The organism is Nonomuraea sp. WAC 01424 (assembly GCF_003947315.1).
Classification (GTDB): Bacteria; Actinomycetota; Actinomycetes; order Streptosporangiales; family Streptosporangiaceae; genus Nonomuraea; species Nonomuraea spiralis.
Genome location: NZ_QHHZ01000016.1, coordinates 268,028 through 286,355, shown reverse-complemented (window position 1 = coordinate 286,355; position 18,328 = coordinate 268,028). Strand labels below are relative to the sequence as shown.

Genomic DNA, 18,328 nt, shown 5'->3' with positions numbered 1-18,328 from the left:
AGGAACGGTCCTTTCAGTTGCCTTAAAGTCCAGCTCGGCAGATACTTCTCGCTGTGACGGCGACCGAGCCTCTGCTGCCACGAGCACAACTCACCGCCCTTTTCGATCAGGTCCCGCGACACCGGCTCACCGTGGTGACCGCGGGCCCGGGCGGCGGTAAAACCTCGGCCGTACGCGGCTGGACGCGGGCCCGGCCTGATCATCCGGTGGCGTGGCTGACCTGGGCTGACGACGCCACCCTGATCGAAGAGATCTGCCAGGCCCTGGGCGCGCCGGCCGGGTGGGTCCGCACCGCCGGACTCGCCACCGAGCTGGCCGCCGCCGTCTCCCGGCCGACCATCCTCGTCATCGACGAGGTGGAGCGGATCGAGCCGGGCACCCCTGGGGCGCGCCTGCTCGAAGAGTTCTGTCACCACGGCGGCGACGACCTTCACCTGGTGTTGATCTCACGCTCCGCCGTGCCCTTCCCGATCCAACGCCTGCGCGGCCTGGGCCATGTCTTCCAGGTGTCGGCGGAACAGCTGGCCTTCACCCCTGCCGAGACTCGTTCACTCTCCTCGATCGTTCTGGGGTCGGATGACCTGGCGGAGGAGGTTCACGAGCTCACCAAGGGGTGGCCGGTCGCCGTACGGCTCACGCTGAGCTGGCTGAGCGGCCTGCCCATGTCGGACCGTTCCAAGCGGATCGCTGCCACGCCGCTGTTCGACTATCTGGTCGAGGAGGTGGTGAAGGATGAGCACGAGGAATTCCTCCGCACGACCGCTCGGCTGCCGTGGTTCACTGACGAGCTGTGCCAGGCCATGGGGGTCGCCGTCTCCCGCGAGGAGCTCCGCGCTCTGGCCGCTCAGCACATCCTGATCACGCCCTGCGATCAAGGTTATGTGGTGTCGACCTTGGCCCGGGAGTTCATGGGTGATGTCGGCCGGGTGCCGGTGGCGGCCCATTGGTATGAGTCGCATGGGTTTGTCCGGGAGGCGCTGGCGGTTTGTGACGAGCCCGGCCATCGGGTGGCGATGATCGAAAGGTGGCATGCATCGCTGCTTGCCGAGGGGCACGCGGCTGAGCTCGTACGGGCTTGCGTCGCCGTACCGGAGAAGTCGCGGACGTGTGCCGTGGATCTGGCCGAGGGGCAGGCCCGCCAGGTCCAGGGGGATTGGGCCGGTGCGCTGGAGTGCCTTCGCCATGTCGATGCCACCGACCCCGCGGTGGCTTGGCGGATGGGGATGATCTATTACCAGCGGGGGGACTACAAGGCGGCGTTGTCGACGTTCGAGCTGGCCGGCGGCTTCGACAGCTCGGCGTTTCCGTTGCCCTCCTCCGACCGGGCGATGTTGCTTGCCTGGTCCGCCAGCGCTCGCTGGTTGGTCGGCGAAAGCGTGGAGGCTACTCAACTGGCCGAACAAGCCCTGGCGATGGCCACCCTCTGCCAGGACGAACGCGCTGCCGCCTGCGCCCACACCGCGCTGGCCATGGTCACCCACGACGCCGGCGACGGGGCCGGAAGCGAACGGCACAGCGCCCTCGCCCTCGCCGCCGCGGAGAGCTCAGGAGACCTGTTGTTGTCCGCCCGCGTCCTGGCCAACCGTGCCGCGAGCCGCGCGGAGGAGGCCCGCTACGAAGAGGCCATCGCCGACTCGGACCTCTCGGCACAGCGAGCGGACCTGGTCGGGGCCCCCGTCCAAACCGCGATCGCCCTGCACAACCGCGCCGAGGCACTCATGGGCCTGGGCAGACTCGACGAAGCCCTGGCCGACTTCCGACGGGCCCGCGACATCTTCAGCCGGGTGGGCAGCGACAAGCTCGGCCACCCACTGGCGGGGCTCGGCAAGGTCTATCTGGAGCGCGGGGAGCTGATGCATGCCCGAATCAGCTTCGAAAACTCCCTGAAGCATGCCGAACAACTTCAGAACGCCCATCTGACCCAGACAGCCCTGGCCGGACTGGCCCGTGTCCACGCGGTCGACGATCCGGCGCTGGCCGTACGACTGGCCGAACGCGCGGTCGCGGCAGGCGGCGGCTCCAGCCGGGTGGACGCGCTCCTGGCCGCAGGCTGGGTCTGGGCAGAGACCGGCGACCGGACCAAAGCCGGCGCGTACGCCCGATCCGCCCACGAGGCGGCCGTCAGCCGCCGCGACCGGGCCAAGATGGCGGAAGCCCTGGAACTGTCGGCCTTCACTGTGGCCGAATCCCCTGGCGGGCGAGCGGACCTGCTGGCGTCCGCAGCGGAGATCTGGGCACAGATCGGCAGCCCTGTGGACATCGCGCGTAACGCCTTCGCCCGGGCGCGGCTCAACGGCTCCGGCCTCGACGAGGCGGAGCAGGAGCTCCGCCGCGTCGGCATCCGCGGGCCGCACAGCTCCGGCGCCGGCCTGCTCCGCGCGATCACGCTCCTCGACCATGACGCTGTGCGGTTCTGCGTGCTGGGTGGAGTACGGCTCAGCCGCTGCGGCAGCGCTGTCGAATGGCAGTCCCGTAAGGCGCGCGACCTGCTGACCTGGCTGGCGTGCCAACGCGGCCGCACTGTCGCCCGGGAGGCGGCGATGGAGATCCTTTGGCCGGGTGAGGAGCCCGCGTCCTGCTCCAACCGGCTTTCGGTCGCTCTGTCCACTGTGCGCTCGGTCCTGGATCCGCACCGGAAGTTCGGCCCGGGGGAGTTCGTCCGCGCCGACAAGTACAGCATCCAGCTGGTCGGACTCCGTACCGATGTCGAGGAGTTCCTCTCCGCTGCCGCCGAGGCGCTCGCCTCCGAAGACGAGGATCTCCTTGTCGCGGCTGAAGCTCGCTACACCGGGGACGTCTGTGAGGACTCTCCTTACGCCGAGTGGCTGGAGCCTCTTCGTGAAGAGGCTCGCGCCGTACACCAGGCCCTGCTTCGCGTACTGGCCTCACTCGCGGAGGAGGCCGACGACCCCGACAGAGCGGTTCGCTACCTGCTTCGGCTGCTCGAACGGGATGCCTACGACGAGGCGGCCCACCTGGACCTGGTCCGAACGCTGACCGGAGCTCGCCGCCATGGTGAGGCCCGTAGACGCTACCGGCTCTATGCCGAGGCGATGAGAGAACTCGACGTGGAACCGGCCCCGCTCAGCCTCACATAAGCACAAAAACGGAAAGTGGCACGGGGGGGCAGCCCTGCGGTGCTGCCTTGGGGCGCAGCCTGCGGGCGATCAGCATGCCCGCGATGGCGAGCAGGCCGGTGAGGACGAAGACGCCCAGCAATGCGGTGCGGGTGGAGCCGCCGTAGTTCTGGGCGAACGCGATGGCCGCGCCGCCGAGCCCGGCGATCACACCGGTCGCCAGGGTCTGGGCGAGCTGCAGCGCGCCGCTGGCCTCACCCTGCTGCTCCGGCGGGGCCTGCTCCAGGGTGTCGGTGGTGGAGGCGTTGAAGCCGAAACCCATGCCGAGGCCGCCGATGGCCCATCCGACCAGGGCGATCCAGGAGGGGAGTGCGCTGGTCAGGATCGTCAGCGCGATCAGCACGACGCCCGCCAGCAGGACGGCGAAGCCCAGCACGGTGGAAGCCGTGCGCGTGCCGTTCTTCCCGTTGTCCCGCTTGGCCTGCAGGCCTGCGCCGACGACCCACGTGATGGCTCCGGCGGACAGTCCCAGACCGGCCAGTGTGGTGCTCATGCCCCGCAGCTGCTGCAGTGAGAATCAGCCAGGTCGACCGCGGGCCGAACTCGAGAGGATGCGGGCGCACGTCAGCAGAACATCGGCTTTCCGGCGTCCTTCGGGACCTCCGGCATGGAGTCGACGACCTTCACGGTCATCACCGCCATGCTGCCGCTCGGGACCTCCTTGACCTGTCCGCCCTCCTGCCGGCCGATCCAGCTCCGGTATCCGAGGAACCGGTACGTGGCCCGCTCGAAGATGAGCTCCCCGCGCTCCCAGCCGTCGGGGCTCTCGAACTTGAGCGAGGCGCCCACTCCATGTCGTCCGGCGGTGTCGGTGAGGTCGGGGACGACGGTCACGGTCGGCAGCTTCGACAGCGCGCTGAAGACCGTCGACCTGGTCCGGGAGGGGATGAGCGGGGTCTCCGCCAGCTTGAGCAACCGGCTCGCGACGACCTTCGCGACCCGCATGTCGATCTCGTTCTGGCCCAGGGCCGTCTCTCCCCGTCTGAGCTGGTCGGACCGGACGAACGCCCCCGCGTCCTGGCGGATCTTCGCCAGCAGCCGATCAGGGTCGGCGGGAAGGTCGGCGACCTCCGGAGGCAGGCCCAGGGAGCTCTCGGGGCACTGCCCCGCGCGCTGGTACTCCACTGTTCCGGGCGATTGCACGTGCTCCGGGCTTCCTCCGCTGATGACGGATGTCCGCCCGTACGTCGAGCGTGTCAGGGCGGCCCTGCCTGGATCCCCGGCGGGCATCCAGATCTCTCGCCGCAGGTCCTGGGTGTACTCGCCTTCGGAACCGCCGGCGTACGTGACGGTCTTCTGGTCGACGTAGAAGTACTCGCCCGGCCCGGGCCGTACGTCCTCCCGCGCCGCGACAGAGGCCGCCTGCTGGAGCAGCTCGGCGGCACTGGCCGGGGTGGCCCCGAACGGAGCGGAGCCGTCTCCGCCGCGTACCACGATCATTCCTGCGGTCACCGCCGCCGCGATGCCCAGGGCCGCGCCGGCCTTCAGCGCCAGCCGGCCGCCCAGGAAACCGCGAGCAGGCCGCTGAGGTGACCGCGCCGGCTGACGGTGGCCACTGCCGGTCCGCTCCGCATCGACCTCTTGGGTCACCAGTACCCATGCGCGCGCGGTCACCTCGGGCCCGGGGCCGGGCAGGCTGTCGTGGTGGGCCTTGAGTGCTTCGAGTTCGTTCGTCACAGTGCCTCCCCGGCGGGACCGATGATCTTGCGGAGCTTCTTGCGGGCGCGGTTGAGACGTGAGCCCACCGTTCCCTGAGGTATGCCGAGGGCTTCGGCGACCTCGTCGTAGCTGAGCTGGGCGCAGGCGACCAGCAGCAGGACGTCCCTGTCCCCGGTCGAGAGCCGGGCGAGGCCTGCGGCCAGCCGCGGCTGCATCACGGCCGCGGAGACCCGTTGCGCCACGCGTTCGTCGTGGCTGTCGACCTCCGTGGCGTCGGCGCTTCTGGCTAACGCCCGATATCTGCGTGCCTCGCCGCGATGGTGCTCGGCGACCAGGTTGGAGGCGATGCCGTACAGCCAGGGGCGGGCGCTGGGGCAGGTGAGGTCGAAGCGGTTCCGGTCGCGGAAGGCACGCAGGAAGGTCTCCGCGGCCAGGTCGTCCGCGGCCGACTCGCCCAGGCGCAGGTGGACATAGCGGTGGATGGTTGCGAAGTAGCGATCGAAGACGGCGCCGAAGCGATCAGGGTTACGCCGCGACGCCTGTATCACCTGGGCGTCGGTGTCCTCGCTGGGCGGCGCCGGGTTCGGGGGAGGTGGCATGCATGCCGGCCTTTCAGTCGGTGACATCGGAACACCCGTTGTTCGGCGAACCCCCGATTCCTCTTCACGGGCTGCCGGTTCGTCGCGCGTTCCGAGGGTGACCATGGGGGAGTTGAAAACAAAATTCCAATCTGGTTTTATGGATGCATGGTCGGGACGTTCCCGGCGAACCCCCCCTCTGAAGGAGCAACCATGAAGCTCACCCAGGCCGCCGCTGCGACGTTCGGTCTCAACGACGACTCCTGGAAGCGGCACGCCAACGCCTGGAGTGTGTGGACCCGGATGGCCGGCCTGGCGCCGATCCTGCTGCCGATCTACTTCCGCGACGCGCTCGGCTGGTGGGCGCCGGCCCCGATCGCGGCGGGCGTGATCTGGATGTGGCTCAACCCGCACGCGTTCAAGCCGGTCTACGAGCCCCGGAGCTGGGCGGAGAAGGGCATCTACGGCGAGAAGATGTACGCCGCCGACCACTCGCTGGCGGCCGAGGCGCACCGGCCCGCACTCCGGTGGCTGATCGCCATGGCCGCCCTCGGCGCCGCGATCATGGTGTACGGCCTGGTCCGCGTCGAGGCCTGGCCGGCCGTCTTCGGCTGGGCGCTGATCTTCATCTCCCAGCTGTGGCAGATCGACCGCTTCGTCGCCATCTACGAAGAAGGGCTGCGCCGGGCCGCCGCCGACGGCAACGCCGAATAACTCCCACCCGCGACCGGAAGGCCGTACCGAAAGAACCGTACCGAAAGAAGATGAGAGACCAGCCATGCACACCCCTGGGACGGCGCATCCGCGCCGCTGGTGGATCCTGGCAGCACTCTGCCTGAGCCTGCTCGTCCTGGTGATCGACAACACCATCCTCAACCTGGCGATCCCTTCGCTGATGAGCGAGCTCGGCGCCTCCCCGCAGGACATCCAGTGGATCATCAGCTCCTACACCCTCGCCTTCGCCGGCCTGCTGCTGACCGCGGGCGCGCTGGCCGACCGCTACGGCCGCAAACGCATGTTGATCATTGGCTTGACCGTTTTCGCGGTCGCGTCCCTGCTGGCGTCCATGACGACCGCGCCGGGCGTGCTCGTCGCCGCCAGGGCGCTGATGGGGGTCGGCGGATCACTGGTCATGCCGACGACCATGTCCATCCTGGTCACCGTGTTCGACGCCGAAGAGCGGCGTAAGGCCATCGCCGCCTGGAGCACCGTGTCGTTGACCGGCATCCTGATCGGGCCGTCGCTGGGCGGCTTCCTGCTCGATCACTTCTGGTGGGGCTCGGTGTTCCTGGTCAACGTGCCTGTCGCCGCCGTCGCGATCGCCGCCGCGGCATGGCTGATGCCGGAGTCCACCGGTGCGGCCGGCCGTACCGACGCGGTCGGCGCGGTGCTGTGCACCGTGGGGATGGTGGCCGTGGTGTACGCGATCACCGCCGCGTCGGAGCACGGCTGGGGTGGCCTGGTCCCCACCGGCGTGCTGGTGTCCGGGCTCGTGGTGATGGCCGCGTTCGTGGTCTGGGAGCTGCGTACGCCTGCGCCGATGTTGCCGCTGCGCATCTTCCGCGACCGGAACTTCACGGGCGGCACCTTCTCGGTGATGTTGCTGGCGTTCGCGGCGGCGGGCATGATGCTGGCCCTCACCCAGTACGTCCAGCTCGTGGCGGGCTACGGGGTGCTGCGGGCGGGCCTGGCGCTGCTGCCGTTCGCGGCGGCCTCGGCGGCGTTCAACATGGCCGGGGCGACGCTGGGACGCCGCTTCGGCAACCGGGTCATGGTCACGACCGGCATGCTCATCACGGCCGCCGGCTTCGCCCTGCTGTGGTCGCTGACCCCCGGCAGTGGATACCCGCTGCTCGGCGCGGCGCTGGTGGTGATGGGCATGGGCGCCGGGCTGGCCACCCCTGCCGCGGTCACCGCGCTGATGGGCGCGATCCCGCCCGAGGAAGCGGGCGCGGGCTCGGCCATGAACAGCACCATCTCCCAGGCGGGCAGCGCGCTGGGCGTCGCCGTACTGGGCAGCGCCCTGACCGCCGGGTATCTGAGCCGGCTGCCGGCGCAGGCGCCCGCGGCCGTTCGGGAGTCGCTGGCCGGCGCGGTCGCTGTCGGCGACCCGCAGCTGCTCGCCGCCGCGCGGGCGGCCTTCACCGGGTCGATGTCCGTCGGCATGGCGATCGGCGCGGCCTTGTCGACGGCGGCCGCCGTGCTCGCCTTCTCCCTGCTGCGCGCCAAGCCCGCCGCCGTCCAGGCGGCCGAGCCCGCGTCCGTACGGGCACGTGAAACCATATGAACGATCTGTTCGCTTGAAGGAAGGATCGCCTCCGATGCCGCCCGCGTTCACCGTCGAGGAAAAGACCCGCATCACCGCCCTGCTCCGGGAGGCCGGACGGAAGCTGTTCACCAGCCAAGGGCTGCGCAAGACCTCGCTGGAGGAGCTGATGGCGCCCACCGGAGTGGCCAAGAGCAGCTTCTACGTGTTCTTCGACTCGAAGGAGGCGCTGTATCTGGAGCTGATGCTCCAGCAGGCGGGCGAGGTCAAGCGCCGGGTCATCGACGGCGCGTTGCTGAGCACCGACGACCCCCGCGAAGGGCTGCGCCGCTTCCTGCACGCCACCATCGAGGAGCTGGCCGACAACCCGCTGTGGCGCCGCCTGATGACCCATCCGGAGGAGATGCAGGCCGTGGCCCGCAAGCTGGATACCGAGCGGATCGCCGCCATGTCCGACAACCCCTCCACCGCCCTGGTCGAGTACGTCGCCGCCCACCGGGCCCAGGGCGAACTGGTCGCCGTCGAACCCGCCGTCATCATCGGCGTCCTGCAGTGTGTGCTCCTGGTGCCGATGTTCGGCGAACGGCTCGGCGACCCCGCCCACCACCCCAAGATCCTCGACCTGCTCATCGACATCGTCGCCGCGGGCCTCACCCGGGCGGACGGCTAGGCAGGCGAGTCATGGTCCGGCCCGAGCCTCCGAACGGCCATCGGCGGGCGGGCGAACGGGGCCGTCAGATCACGAGGACGACGCCTCCGTCATCGAAGCATCGCTACGCCACCCGGCGTCTTGGACCCGAACATGCCGAGGACGTGGTGGCCGAGGCGTTCACCAGGGCCTTCGAGACGCGCCACCGGTAGGAGTCCGGCCGGGCGGAGGCATTGCCCTGGCTGTACGGCATCACCACGAACGTCATCAGCCTGCACCGGCGGGCCGAAGTACGCGGATACCGGGCCCTGACCCGCACGGGCGAGGACCCGGTGGTCGCCGCGTTCGACGACCGCGTGGCCGCCCAGGTCTCCGCGTCGGCCACCCGGCAGCGCCTGGCCGCCGCGCTGGTGAAACTCGGCCGCGGCGAGCGGGACGTGCTGCTGCTCCAGCCAGGTGCGCAGGGGCCGCCTGTATGTGATCCCGCCGGATGCCGGCCACGGCCATGGAAGAAGAAACGGCTTTCGGAGGAACAAGGGAGGAAAGCGACCGAATTCTCATCCTGCGAGGGTCAATGACGTTAGGCAAGGGACTGGTGGCGGCGGTCCTGGCGGGCACGCTGGGCGTGACGCCGGGGGCCGGCGCGGCCGGGCAGGCGAACCAGGAGAGCCCAGGAGAACCACGGTCCGGTACGGCGGCCAGTGTGACGCTGCTGACCGGCGACCGGGTCGTGGTCACGGGCAAGAGCTTCCGGGTGGAGCCCGGCGCGGCCCGGGAGGTGCACTTCTCCTCCGGGTACCGCGACGGGCACCTGTACGTCGTCCCGTCCGACGCCGCGCCCCTGGTCGCCCAGGGGGTGCTGGACGAGCGGCTGTTCGATGTCACCCAGTTGCTCGCGTGGCGCTACGGCGACGCGGACACGCCCGACATCCCGCTGATCACACAGTCGCCGCAGGGAACGGCCCCCGCGCTGCGAGGTGCGGCGGCCACCCGGCAATTGACCAGCCTGAACATGACGGCCCAGCGGGTGGCCAAGAAGAGCGCCGGCGAGGCGTGGCGGAGCCTGGTCGGCGGGGCGTCCACGCTGGCCGCGGGCAAGGGCAGGATCTGGCTGGACGGCCGGCGTTCGTACACCCTGGATCGCAGTACGAAGCAGATCGGCGCGACCGAGGCGTGGCAGCGGGGCTTCGCCGGACAGGGCGTCACGGTCGCCGTGCTCGACAGCGGGTACGACCCCACGCATCCCGACCTGAAGGACGTGGTCACCCAGTCACGGAACTTCTCCGACGAGCCCGACATCACTGATCGAATCGGGCACGGCACGCACGTCACCTCGATCATCGCCGGCGCCGGCGAGAAGTACCGCGGCGTGGCGCCGGGAGCCCGCATCGCCTTCGGCAAGCTGGGCGCGCGCATCAGCGACTCCGCGATCCTGGCCGGGATGGAGTGGGCCGCCACGGAGGTCAAGGCCAAGATCGTCAACATGAGTTTCGGCGGCCCCGACGAACCCGGCCTCGACCCGATCGAACAGGCGGTGAACACCCTGTCGCAGAAGACGGGCACCCTGTTCGTGGTGGGCGCGGGCAATGAGGGGGGCGAGGGCACCGTGTACAGCCCCGGCAGCGCGGACGCCGCGCTGACCGTCGGCGCGGTGGACCGCTCCGACCAAATGGCCGACTTCTCCAGCAGGGGCCCGCGCATCGGCGACCATGCGGTCAAGCCGGACGTCACCGCCCCTGGCGTGGACATCGTGGCCGCCGCCGCGGCGGGCACCGCCGACGGAACCCATGTGGCGATGAGCGGCACGTCGATGGCCACCCCGCACGTGGCGGGAGCGGCGGCCATCCTCGCCCAGCGCCACCCCGACTGGAGCGGGCAGCAGCTCAAGGCGGCGCTCGTCGGCAGTGCCAGGCCGACCGGCGGCGCCACGCCGTACCAACAGGGCACCGGGCGGGTGGACGTGCTCCGCTCGCTGGACCAGGAGGTGATCGCCGCTCCCACCGGCGTATGGGCCGCGTTCCCGTACGGGCAACCGGGCGAGCGGCGGGCCACCGGGAAGATCACCTACAGCAACACCGGGGCCGCGCCCGTCACCCTGGACCTCGCGGACGGCTCCGACGTGCTCACGCTGTCGCCGCAACGACTGGAGGTTCCCGCGGGCGGGCAGGCGTCGGTCACGGTGACCATCGACGCCGAGGGCAAGGGCCCCGGCGACTATCCGGGCATCGTCACCGCCACGGCCGGTGACACGGTGGTCCGCACCCCGGCCGGGGCCTACGTGGAGCCGGAGTCGTACGACGTCACGGTGACCGTCCAGGGCAGGGACGGGGGGACCGCCGACGGCGTACAGGGCCTCGTCTACGACCAGGCGACCGGCGCGCAGCGCGGCCTCGTCTTCCACGGCGACACGGCCACGATCAGGCTGCCGAAGGGACGCTGGAACCTCTACACCGAAATCCCGGGGATGGGGGACCGCAGCTTGACGTTCGCGCACCAGCCGTTCGAGATCGACGACGCCGACGTGTCGCTGACGGTCGACGGGAGCAAGGCGAAGCGGATCACGTTCACGGTCGACGACCCCACCGCCGTCCTCGCCCCCGACTTCGCCCTCTCCATGGCCAACGGACCCTGGAGAACCGGGATGGTCGCGTTCGGCTACTCCGGCGGCTTCTACCTCGTCCCGGTGCGGCAGCCGGGGCTCACCTACCTGGCCCAGACCGCCTGGACCAAGAAGGACACGACGCCCAGCCCGTACCGCTACGACCTCGTCGACCAGCGTACGGACGGCTTCCCTGACGCCCCCGGGTACGCCGCGCGGACCCGGGACATGGTCAAGGCGACCGTGACCTACCGCTCAACCGTCCCGGGTGCCACCGGCACGCTGTACACGGGGCCGGTGCTGCCCGGCGACGTCCTCTCGCCGGGATTGAGCACGTGGGAGGACCTGCCGCTGCCGAGCCGCCTGACGCGGTACCTCACCCCGGGTTTCGCCTGGAACGACGAGTTCAGCACGGGCGGCCTGATCGAGCACGGCACCGGCCCGGTGCGCGACAGGAACTTCACCCAGGTCTGGAACGCCGCGGTGACCGGCCCCTCGTTCGCCGTCTCCGGCGGCAGCCGGGCCGGCGACACCCTGGCCTTCCCCGCCGACGGGCTGTACAGCAGCGAAACCGCCGGCCGTACCGGCATGGACGCGACCGCGACCGGCACCCTCACCCTGACCGGGAACGGAAAGGAGATCGCCACGACCGGCATCACCGGCTGCCTTCCCTACCGCAGCGAGGAGTGCACGCTCACCGCCACGTTGACGCAGGCCGACACCGCCTACACCCTGACCACCTCCTCCCGGCGGCCGGAGGCGAAGCTGTCCACGGGCATCGACGCCGTCTGGACCTTCCGCTCCGCCCGTACGGCGAAGCCCGAGCCCCTGCCGCTGATGGCCGTGCGCTACACGCCGCAGGACCTCGATGACGACAACCGCGCCAAGCCGGGATCACGGACCACCGTGCCGATCCAGGTCGAGCGGGCTCCCGGCGCTCGCGAAGCGGCCGTCGCCTCGATCAAGCTGGAGGCGTCCGCCGACGACGGGAGGACGTGGCGACCGGTGCGCGTCCAGGCGACCCGATCGGGCTGGACAGCGCGGCTGGACAACCCCACCACTCCGGGGTACGTCTCGCTGCGCGCGACGGTCACCGACAAGGCGGGCAACGGTGTCACCCAGACCGTGACCCGCGCCTACGCCGTGGGCTGATCCATCCGGCCTCCGGTGAACCCGCGAGCCCGCGTCCTGCCGTGGTCCGACAGGACCACGGCAGGACGCGGGCTCCTGGAATCCCGCTTCAGCTCTCCTTCACCGGCGGAAGCTGGTCCGTCCACTCGGTGGTCACGGAGATGAACTCGGCGCTGAACGCCATGCCGCCGTCGTCGACGAGGATGAGGTTGGCGCGGACCACCCGGGCCTTGTCGGGATCGATGACCAGCTCGATGTCCTGGTCGCTGTCGGGGTCGCTGTCGGGGTCGGGAAACCGCACACGCTGGCCGCCCTCGACCGGGCCCATGTTCTCCACTCCCGGCGTCGCGGCGAGCGCACGGAACGCCGCTGAGCGGACCTCCGCGGGCGTCGGCAGGTCCGTGATCAGCGCGAGCAGGGTGAGGGTGGGATCGCCGCGGATCTCGGACGCGGACATGTCCGCCTCTTCGCCCTTGCGCGCGACGATCCACGCCTTCAGCTCCTCCGGGTCCGTCGGCAGCCCTTCGAGTTCCTCGAAGCTCACCTCGGCGCCCTTGAGGCTGAGCGTCTGCCCGGACGCCGGTATGACGACGTCGGCGGGATCCCCCGGCAGGTCCCTGGTCCAGCGCCTGCCGTCGCGTCTGGTCCAGCTCTCCATCGACGGATGGTCCGCCCCGAGCCACTGACGCGTGACGTGCCAGTACGTCCCGGAGCCCTCGGGCGTACGTTCCGCGGTGACAGCGGCCATGAGCAGGACCTCCTTGCCCGTGGCCGGCGCGCCGCCGTTCGTGGGCGCCCCCGTGGCGAACACGACCGCTGCGACGGCACCGGCGGCGGCCAGGGCGACTCCCGGTACGAACCAGCCGAGGCGCCGGCCCGCCCGGCCCGCCCGCGCCCTCTGCTGGAGGCGCGCTCGGCCGCGCGCGACCGCCCCCGCGGACGGCTCCGGCTCGCTCAGCAAAGTGGCGATCTCTTCCAGGTCGTTCATGGGTGGGTCTCCTTGTCGGTGAGGGCCTGGATCTTGGCGCGGGCCCGGCTGAGCCGCGAACCCACGGTGCCGAGGGAAATGCCGAGCGCCTGGGCGATCTCGTTGTAACTGAGCTGGCCCAGCGCCAGGAGCAGCAGCACGTCGCGCTCGCCGCCGTTCAGCGAGGCAAGCGCCATCGCCAGGTACGGCTGCGCGGTCGTGGAGGTGACGACCCGGTTCTCGTGCCCTTCCACGGCCGGCGCGGGGTCCAGCCGGGCCAGCGCCTTGTAACGGCGTGCTTCCTTGTGGCGGTGCCTGGCCACCAGGTTCGTGGCGAAGCCGAGCAGCCAGGGCCGCAAGCCGCCTATTTCCGGGTTGAATCGGTCACGCCGGTCGAACGCCAGCAGGAACGTCTCCGCCGTGATGTCCTCGGCCACCTGGCTGCCCAGGCGTCCCGCCACGTACCGGTAGACGTCATGGAAATACCGGTCGTACACGGCGGTGAACAGCTCTGGGTTCCGCCGGTAGCCGGCGACGAGGTCGGCGTCGGTCACCTGCTCGCCCACCTCGGCGGTCACGTGCCCGTCTCCGTCATGTGTGTGCCTTCCGGATGTTGGGTCATTACCTTCCGTCCCCCCTTCGCGGCACGCCCGGTTTTTCTTCCCGCGACCGGGATGATCGCTGCCTTCGTCACCAGACCAGGCATAAGATCGCGTCGCGGCGGGAGATTTCCGCGCGGCCGTGTCGATCCGCGGGCCGCCCGTTCGACCAGTGGGTGCGAGGGCCGAGAGGCGGCCCCGCCGGACGAGGAGAACGCCATGGCGAAGTATCTGCTGATCATGCGAGGCACCGACGAGTCGAACGCGGCCATGATGGCCGGCATCGACGAGATGATCGCCACGACCCGCCAGTTCATCGAGGAGATGGCCAAGGCCGGCGTCCTCCTCGCCGCGGAGGGGCTGGACGATCCGGCCCAGGGCGTCGTGGTCGACTTCAGCGGCGAGACGCCGGTGGTCACGGACGGGCCGTACGGCGAGACCAAGGAGCTGTTCGGGGGCTTCTTCCTGCTCGACGTCGCCTCGAAGCAGGAGGCGGTCGAGTGGGCCAGGCGGGTGCCGGTGGCCCCCGGGGCCAAGATCGAGATTCGGCGGGTGCCCGGGAGCGACGAGGTCCCGCAGGCCGGCGCATGAGCATCGAGCAGCGGGCCGGGTGCCGGAGCGGCGGCCGGATCTGATGGACACGGCTGACGTCGAGGCCGTCTGGCGGATCGAGTCGGCGCGGATCGTCGCCACGCTGACCCGGTTCACCGGCGATTTCGGGCTGGCCGAGGACGCGGCCCAGGAGGCGGTGGCCGAGGCGCTGGTGTCGTGGCCGCTCGCCCCTCCGGCGAGTCCGGCCGGCTGGCTGATGGCCACGGCCCGGCGGCGGGCGATCGACACGATCCGCCGCCGGGCCGCCCTCCAGGACCGGTACGCCCTGCTCGCGGCCGACTCGATCGACCCGGCGGTCAACTCGACGGCCGACTCGGCCGTTGACGCCGATCCCGACAGGATCGACGACGACGTACTGGCGTTGATGTTCATCAGCTGCCATCCGGTGTTGTCTCCCGAGGCCCGGGTGGCGTTGACCCTGCGCGTGGTCGGCGGACTGTCCAGTGAGGAGATCGCCCGCGCGTTCCTCGTACCCGTGCCGACCGTGCAGGCCCGTATCACCCGGGGCAAGAAGACGATCGCGGCGGCCAGGGTGCCGTTCGAGCTGCCGCCGGCCGCCGAGCGGCGGGAGCGGCTGGGCGGCGTGCTCAGCGTCCTCTACGTGATCTTCACCGAGGGATCGACGGCCACGTCGGGCGACCGGCTGCTGCGCCCCGACGTCGCGTACGAGGCGCTCCGGCTGATCCGCACGCTGGCCGCGCTGCAACCGGACGAGCCCGAGGTGCACGGCCTGCTGGCGTTGTGCGAGCTGACGGCCGCGCGCTTCCCGGCCAGGACCGGCCCGGACGGTTCGCCGGTGCTGCTCGACGAGCAGGACCGGCGGCTGTGGGACTTCTCGGCGATCCGCCGTGGGCTGGCCGCGCTGGCCAGGGCCTCGGTTCGCGGCCTCGGCCCCTACGGTCTGCAGGCCGCGATCGCCGCCGCCCACGCGTCGGCGCCCTCGGTCGAGGCGACCGACTGGGATCGGATCGTGGTGCTCTACGAGGCACTCGGCCGGGTCGCGCCCTCGCCGGTGGTCGAGCTCAACCGGGCCGTCGCCGTAGCCATGGCCTCGGGCCCCGAGCAGGCCCTGGCCATCGTGGACGAGCTGGTCGCCGCGGACCGGCTGCCCGGTTCGCATCTGGTCCCGACCGTACGCGGTGAGCTGCTGGCCCGGCTCGGACGGCGACCGGAAGCGCGTGCCGAGCTGGAGCTGGCGGCCCGGCTGTGCGCCAACCAGCGCGAACGTTCAGTGTTGTTGCGCAAGGCGGCCGCGCTGAGCTGAGGCCTCCCGGACCCGGCCGCCGGGCCTTCGGCGGGTCACGTGTCGCGGCCGGTGCCGGGTCGATTCGGGTCGGCCCGGCACCTCACACCACTGTTCCGCCTAGCCTTGGGGTTCTTCCGCCGGGCAGCGGTTGCCCTTGACGGGTCGGGTCGGCGAGATCAGGTAGCTGTCCATGGTGACCGTGGTGCACTCGGTCATGCCGTAGACGCCGTGGCCCCAGCCCTCGTACGTGAGCAGGGTGGCCTTGGGGCCGAGCTGCCGGGCCACGTTGGCCGACCACTCGTACGGTGTGTCCGGGTCGTGCTTGGACGTGGTCACCAGCAGCGGGGTGCTGCCCGTGTACCGCAGCGGGTGCTGGGGGTTGTTGACCGGGTGACCCTGGCAGATCGGCATGTCGCCCATCGGCATCGGGTTGTACCGCATGTCCGGGGCCACCGCGTTGGAGGCGCGCATCACGTCGGCGTACTCGCCGTAGCTCCGCAGCGACAGGTTCCAGTCCTCGCACAGGATCGCGGTGGGCAGCTCGGCGTACTGGCCGTTCACGGGCCAGTTGCCGGGAGGGCCGGGCATGTCGTCCGGCACCGGACCGCCGTCCAGCGCCAGCAGCACCCTGGCCTCCTGGCGCCAGGCGGGCGCCTCGTTGAGCACCACGCCCAGCCACTGAAGGTTGTGGGCACTCACCGGACGGCCGTCGCCCGGCCACAACAGCTCGCCCCGGCCCGCCTTGTCCAGCAGGCCCTTCCACAGCGCCCGGATGTCACGACCGTTCAGTACGCACTCGGTGTCGCGCTCGCACCAGGCGACGAACTCGTCGAAGCTGTCCTGGACGCCGGCCGCCTCGGTCACCTGGAACGCCTTGACGTCCAGGCTGTGGTCCATGTTGCTGTCCAGCACCATGGCGCGGATCCGGCCGGGGAACAGCTCGGCGTACATCTGCTGGGCCAGCGTGCCGTAGGAGACGCCGTACGAGGTCAGCTTGTCGTCGCCGAGCGCGGAGCGGATGGCGTCCATGTCGCGGGCCACGTTGACCGAGTCGATGCGGTCGTACAGCGGGCCGGTGAGCTTGCGGCAGTCCGCGCGCAGGGTCTTGTCGAAGGCGACCCACTTGAGATAGTCGGCCTGGCTGGTCATGACCGGGTACGGCATCTGGTTGTACACCGAGGCCGAGCAGGTCACCGAGCCGCTGCGGGCGACGCCGCGAGGGTCGTAGCCGACGATGTCGAACCGTCGCTGGACGTCCTCGCTGAAGCCGGACGGGCGCAAGATGTCGTTCACGCCCGAGTTGCCGGGCCCGCCGGGGTTGCTCAGCAGGGAACCGATCCGTGCGGACGGGTCGGTGGCCTTGCGGCGGGCCAGGGCCAGGTCGATGCTGGGCCCGTTGGGCCTGGACCAGTCGATGGGCACGGCCAGCGTGCCGCACTCGACGGTTGGTTCCTCCTCGCACGGCCCCCAGGTGATGCCGCGCTTCCCCACGGCATCCGTGACGTCCTGCCCGGTCACCGCGGCGCCGGCCGTCCCCGCGATCGGGACGGTTAACAGCGATGTCATCAGCATGACCGCGGTGGCGAGCAGGGGAGTTCTTCTCAGCACATTGCTCCTATCGTCGATCGGCACGTTGATCGGCGGGCGGGCTGCTCGCACGGCACACGATCGGGTCTTGGCCTCGCCGTACCGGACGGCCGCTGCGGGGACAGGATCAGACCCCCGTCGAAGGTCCCCGTACCGTGAAGCACCCCGTCACGCCTCAGCGGTCCTTGGCGGCACCGTTGACGTGCCTCTCCTTGATCATGACTACGGAATCTAACAGGCGAAGGCCGTTTCGTTGGACATTAAGCCAGAAATTGGACAGATATGAGCAGGGCTCCGGGGGTCCTGTTGGCTTTGCGACGCCTTCTCACAGGTCGGCGACTTTGCTTCCGGGAGGTCGTTCAGTGGGACTGCTCTCCCGGGACGCGGGACCGTACGAATGCCCGGATCTGCTCGGCGATGACGCCAGGGGCGTTCAGGTCGGGGGCGTTGTGGTCGAGGCCGGCGACGATCTCGTGCCGGGCGTCGGGCATGACGTGGGCCAGACGGGCGAGCACGCCCGTGAGGTAGCCGGGGGATCTGTCGCCGCCGAGCAGCAACGCCGGGGAGTCGACGTTCGCGTACCGGGTGCCGTCGGAGTCCAGGCGGATGATCTCGCCTGCCTCGGCGGGGGTCGTCGCCATCATCGCCCGCGCGTCGCGTCCTTCGGCCCCGCGCATCAGCAGGAACGCCAGCGCGTGGAACACCGGTGCCGGCGCGTCGCCGATGGGGGCGAGGCGGGTGGCCTTGAGGAAGGTCGCCATCGCCGCGGCGTGCCTGCCCTCCGCCAGCAGGCGGTTGAACGACGGCAACCAGCGGGCGGGGAAGGACCCGTCGATGCTCACGCCCGGTTCGTAGGCCATGAGCGCGCTCACCCTTCGCCGCAGCCCGAGGTGCAGGGCGACGAGACCGCCGTAACTGTGTCCGAAGACCAGGCGCGCACCCGTGTGGTCCATGACGGCCAAGGCGTCGTCGACCTCGGTCTCCACGCTGTACGCCGGTCCTTGCGGGCCGCTGAGGCCACGTCCGCGCCGTTCGATCACGTGCACGCCGTACGTGCCGGACAACTCCTGCGCCAGGGCTTCGTAGTGGTGGGCGCGCCGGTTGTTCCCGGGTATCACCACCAGCCCGGGTCCTCGCCCGGCACCGAGTACGGCGATCGTCGTCCCGTCCCGCGAGGTCACTTTCGCGGTCTGCCATCGCATCGGCTGCTTGCCGCCCATCACGTCCTGCCTTCGGGTTGGTGGAGACAGCAGCGTTGCCGCCGACGCTGTTACCCGGCTGGCAGGACGCTGGCAGCC

At 70.5% G+C, this 18,328-nt stretch carries 15 protein-coding genes; 8 read left to right on the top strand and 7 right to left on the bottom strand.

Annotated elements, in window-relative coordinates; genetic code table 11:
• The first annotated feature begins 53 nt into the window (after positions 1 to 53).
• Positions 54 to 3,098 (top strand): tetratricopeptide repeat protein, encoded by a 3,045-nt coding sequence (locus DMB42_RS38555; RefSeq protein WP_125643589.1) that lies wholly within the window; start codon positions 54 to 56, stop codon positions 3,096 to 3,098.
• Here DMB42_RS38555 and DMB42_RS38550 read toward each other — a convergent pair.
• The 3 genes from DMB42_RS38550 to DMB42_RS38540 all read right to left on the bottom strand — a co-directional run bounded on the left by DMB42_RS38550 (position 3,091) and on the right by DMB42_RS38540 (position 5,395).
• Positions 3,091 to 3,630 (bottom strand): PucC family protein, encoded by a 540-nt coding sequence (locus DMB42_RS38550; RefSeq protein ID WP_125643587.1) that lies wholly within the window; start codon positions 3,628 to 3,630, stop codon positions 3,091 to 3,093. The genes DMB42_RS38555 and DMB42_RS38550 overlap by 8 nt on opposite strands.
• A gap of 71 nt (positions 3,631 to 3,701) precedes the next feature.
• The gene (locus tag DMB42_RS38545; RefSeq protein ID WP_125643585.1) at positions 3,702 to 4,814 is read right to left on the bottom strand and encodes a CU044_5270 family protein; all 1,113 of its coding nucleotides are present in this window, start codon (positions 4,812 to 4,814) and stop codon (positions 3,702 to 3,704) included.
• Positions 4,811 to 5,395 (bottom strand): RNA polymerase sigma factor, encoded by a 585-nt coding sequence (locus DMB42_RS38540; RefSeq protein WP_125643583.1) that lies wholly within the window; start codon positions 5,393 to 5,395, stop codon positions 4,811 to 4,813. Before DMB42_RS38540 ends, DMB42_RS38545 begins: the two co-directional genes overlap by 4 nt.
• A gap of 192 nt (positions 5,396 to 5,587) precedes the next feature.
• Between DMB42_RS38540 and DMB42_RS38535 the strand changes: the two genes are divergently transcribed.
• The 5 genes from DMB42_RS38535 to DMB42_RS38515 all read left to right on the top strand — a co-directional run bounded on the left by DMB42_RS38535 (position 5,588) and on the right by DMB42_RS38515 (position 12,040).
• Entirely contained in the window at positions 5,588 to 6,088 is a 501-nt protein-coding gene (locus DMB42_RS38535) for a DUF6653 family protein (protein ID WP_125643581.1), read from the top strand.
• Positions 6,089 to 6,152: 64 nt separating this feature from the next.
• A complete protein-coding gene (locus DMB42_RS38530) occupies positions 6,153 to 7,661 on the top strand; it encodes an MFS transporter (RefSeq protein ID WP_125643579.1) in 1,509 nt (502 codons plus the stop codon).
• 34 nt (positions 7,662 to 7,695) lie between these two features.
• Positions 7,696 to 8,310 (top strand): TetR/AcrR family transcriptional regulator, encoded by a 615-nt coding sequence (locus DMB42_RS38525; protein ID WP_125643577.1) that lies wholly within the window; start codon positions 7,696 to 7,698, stop codon positions 8,308 to 8,310.
• A gap of 212 nt (positions 8,311 to 8,522) precedes the next feature.
• A complete protein-coding gene (locus DMB42_RS53685) occupies positions 8,523 to 8,867 on the top strand; it encodes a hypothetical protein (protein ID WP_185845085.1) in 345 nt (114 codons plus the stop codon).
• Positions 8,864 to 12,040, top strand: a complete 3,177-nt coding sequence (locus tag DMB42_RS38515; RefSeq protein WP_185845084.1) for a S8 family serine peptidase — start codon at positions 8,864 to 8,866, stop codon at positions 12,038 to 12,040. The genes DMB42_RS53685 and DMB42_RS38515 overlap by 4 nt, the downstream gene beginning before the upstream one ends.
• 88 nt (positions 12,041 to 12,128) lie before the next feature.
• Here DMB42_RS38515 and DMB42_RS38510 read toward each other — a convergent pair whose 3' ends face one another.
• Together DMB42_RS38510 and DMB42_RS38505 are read right to left on the bottom strand one after the other, a co-directional pair.
• Complete coding sequence (locus DMB42_RS38510; protein WP_125643571.1) at positions 12,129 to 13,007, bottom strand: CU044_5270 family protein; 879 nt, start codon at positions 13,005 to 13,007, stop codon at positions 12,129 to 12,131.
• Positions 13,004 to 13,564, bottom strand: a complete 561-nt coding sequence (locus tag DMB42_RS38505; RefSeq protein WP_125643569.1) for an RNA polymerase sigma factor — start codon at positions 13,562 to 13,564, stop codon at positions 13,004 to 13,006. Before DMB42_RS38505 ends, DMB42_RS38510 begins: the two co-directional genes overlap by 4 nt.
• A gap of 240 nt (positions 13,565 to 13,804) precedes the next feature.
• Here DMB42_RS38505 and DMB42_RS38500 point away from each other — a divergent pair, with 240 nt between their 5' ends.
• On the top strand, positions 13,805 to 14,176 hold the full coding sequence (locus tag DMB42_RS38500; RefSeq protein WP_125643567.1) for a YciI family protein: 372 nt from the start codon (positions 13,805 to 13,807) through the stop codon (positions 14,174 to 14,176).
• Between the two features lie 43 nt (positions 14,177 to 14,219).
• Positions 14,220 to 15,461, top strand: a complete 1,242-nt coding sequence (locus tag DMB42_RS38495; RefSeq protein ID WP_125643565.1) for an RNA polymerase sigma factor — start codon at positions 14,220 to 14,222, stop codon at positions 15,459 to 15,461.
• Positions 15,462 to 15,560: 99 nt separating this feature from the next.
• On the opposite strand, the gene DMB42_RS38490 is transcribed toward DMB42_RS38495, so the two are convergent.
• Positions 15,561 to 17,009, bottom strand: coding sequence for an alpha/beta fold hydrolase (locus DMB42_RS38490; RefSeq protein ID WP_185845083.1), 1,449 nt, complete (start codon positions 17,007 to 17,009; stop codon positions 15,561 to 15,563).
• A gap of 380 nt (positions 17,010 to 17,389) precedes the next feature.
• On the bottom strand, positions 17,390 to 18,151 hold the full coding sequence (locus DMB42_RS38485) for an alpha/beta fold hydrolase (protein WP_185845082.1): 762 nt from the start codon (positions 18,149 to 18,151) through the stop codon (positions 17,390 to 17,392).
• Positions 18,152 to 18,328 lie beyond the last annotated feature (177 nt).